Origin of the sequence: Clostridium mucosae (assembly GCF_024622765.1) — a bacterium.
GTDB lineage: Bacteria > Bacillota > Clostridia > Clostridiales > Clostridiaceae > Clostridium.
Genome location: NZ_JANKAF010000051.1, coordinates 1 through 2,708 on the forward strand (window position 1 = coordinate 1; position 2,708 = coordinate 2,708).

General features: G+C 28.1%; 2 protein-coding genes. Both read left to right on the forward strand.

From position 1 onward, the window contains the following. Positions 1-1,861, forward strand: a 1,861-nt coding sequence (locus NSA50_RS19580; RefSeq protein ID WP_257448216.1) for a CD3337/EF1877 family mobilome membrane protein, incomplete at its 5' end; no start/stop codon positions are given. A gap of 47 nt (positions 1,862-1,908) precedes the next feature. Then, positions 1,909-2,708 (forward strand): bifunctional lytic transglycosylase/C40 family peptidase (locus tag NSA50_RS19585; RefSeq protein WP_257448219.1); only part of this gene is annotated, 800 nt, incomplete at its 3' end.

Here is a 2,708-nt window from a genome sequence, read left to right on the forward strand (position 1 = left end):
TAGTCCTTTTATAACTGATTCAGTTAGTGGAGGGAATACGTTTGAATATAATAAATATCCTTTAGAAAATTATAGTTTAGATTTTTATTATGATGCAGGTAGTGCTTTCCTTCCTTGGAATTGGGGCGATAATGCCTTAAAAGTATTAGGAACGGCAATAAATATGGTGACTAATGTATTATTAAGCCTTACTAATTTATTATGTTATTTTGTTGGTTTTATAGTAGAGCAAGCTTTTTCCCTTGATTTTGTAACAGATATTTTAAATAAAATTAAACCAATGATACAAAGTGTTATAGGATTTAATGAAAATGGGTTTATATCAAATGGTATTTTATCTGGATTCATTATGTTATTAATATCAATATTGGGGTGTTATTTGGTATATGCGGGATTGTTGAAAAGAGAAGTAACCAAAGCAATGTCGTCTATATTGATATTTATAGTAGTAATGTCTGGAATGGTAGGATATTCTTTGTTTTCTGATAAATATTTAATTAAACTTAATGATTTTAGTAAACAAGTTTCTTCAAGTATGCTTAATATAGGAAATAATATAGGTAACTCTGGTGATGAAATAGTTTCAAATGAAACAGTTGTTGCTGGAATAAGGGATAGATTGTTTCAGCTTCAAATTCAAAAACCCTATTTGTTATTACAGTATGGAACATCAAGTATTAAAGAAATAAATGAAAATGACTCTAATAGAGTTTCATCTATATTGAATCATGATAGTGATTCAAAGGAAAGAGAAGAAGCTGTAAAAAAAGAGGTTCAGAATGGGAATAAGAATATGGGGATAAGTGGATTAGGTGTTAGACTAGGAAATGTTATACTTATGTTAATTTTAAATGTTATATTTTCAATAGTAATATTGATGTTTGCAGGAGCTATGTTGTATTATCAACTTTTATTTTTATTTTATGCTATAGTTTTACCTATTAATTTTATAGTTGGATTAGTACCGAGTTTTTCCAATAATGGAGTAAAAGGAATTACTAATTTATTGGGTTCAGTTCTTAAAAGGCAGGGGCTATGTCTTATAGTTTCTTTAGTATTTACTGTTAGTAATTTTATTTATGATGTAACAGATGAGGGGAAATATGGATTTTTATTTGTATTTTGTATCCAATTATTGTTGTTTGGTGTGGCTTGTATGAAATCGCATGAAGTATTATCTTTATTTGACTTTGATAAAGGAAATAAAAGTATGATTAGTAAGTTCTTTAATACTTTTAATCATAGAATGAGAAGGTTAAATAAAGATAAATATAAAATGAATCCATTTTTTGATAGACGAAATAATAACAAGAATAATAATGACAATAGTAATAGTAACAGTAATGAAAATAATAATAGATATACAAGTAAATATAAAAATAAAGATAATGATAGTAATAAGTTGGCTAATAGAAATATGTCTAAGAATGAAGAAGGAAATAATAAGAGAGAATTAGCGTCAAGAAATGGAGATAAAGAAGCAAATAATAAAAAAGGAAAAGAAGGGCTTAAAAACCTTTCTGAAAAGAATAAGATTAAAAGGTTACCAGATGATACTAAGTACAAAGTTAGAAATACAAAAGAGCCTTTAAGCAATGTTAAAGAAAAACAAGGAAATAAGGTAAATGGAATAAAAGATAATTCTAGTATCAAAAATAAAGCAGAAAAAAGAACTTATAGGCGTAGAGTAAATGAAGATAATAAAAATAGGAATGAAAATATAAATAAAGAAAATGAATCTAAATTTAAGTCTAGAGAAAATCAAGATAAAAAATATAATGAAGTTGGTAGGAATGTTGTATCAACTAATAGAAGAAAAGAGTTAAGAAAGAGAGGAAAAATAAATGCAAAAAGAAAATAATTTAAATTTAGGGTTTAGAAAGAATTAAAAAAGGGTGATAGCTAAAAATGAATAATTTTCTTAAGGTTAAGATAGGTATTTTTTTAATGCCTATCTTTTTTTTTATATTGATATTTAGTGTAGTTATTTTAGGAGCTATTGGAGGGAGTAAAAAAGATATTAATAATAGTAATGGAAATTTGGGGTATGTTTCTGTTTCGAAAGATGTTTTAAAATATAAAGTGTTAGTTGAAGAATATTGTAATAAATATGAGATACCAGACCAAGTGAGTATAGTATTGGCTATTATGATGCAGGAAAGTGGGGGACGAGGTCTTGATCCAATGCAGGCGAGTGAATGTGGTTTCAATACGAGATATCCAAGAGTTCCTAATGGAATAACAGACCCAGTATATTCAATAGATGTAGGGGTTCAAAATTGGGCGAGTGTATGGAAAGAAGCAGGAGAGTTAAAATTAGCTTTACAAGGTTATAATTTTGGAAATGGATATATTCAATGGGCTAAGGAACGAGGAGGTTATACTTTAGAAAATGCAAAAGAATTTTCAAGTATGATGGCAAGTAAATTAGGTTGGAGTTCATATGGAGATATATTATATGTTGAACATGTTATGAGATATATAAGTCCAATTAATTGGGGAGATGATACATTTAAGGCTATGATGAATGAGGTGTTAAAGTATGAGGGATATCCTTATGTATTTGGCGGAGAAAGTCCAGAAACAAGTTTTGATTGTAGCGGATTAACTAAATGGGCGTATAAATCAATAGGTGTTGAGATTCCGAGAACTGCACAACAACAGTATGATTCTATGAGGCATATTCCATTAAATGAAGCTAAGGCAGG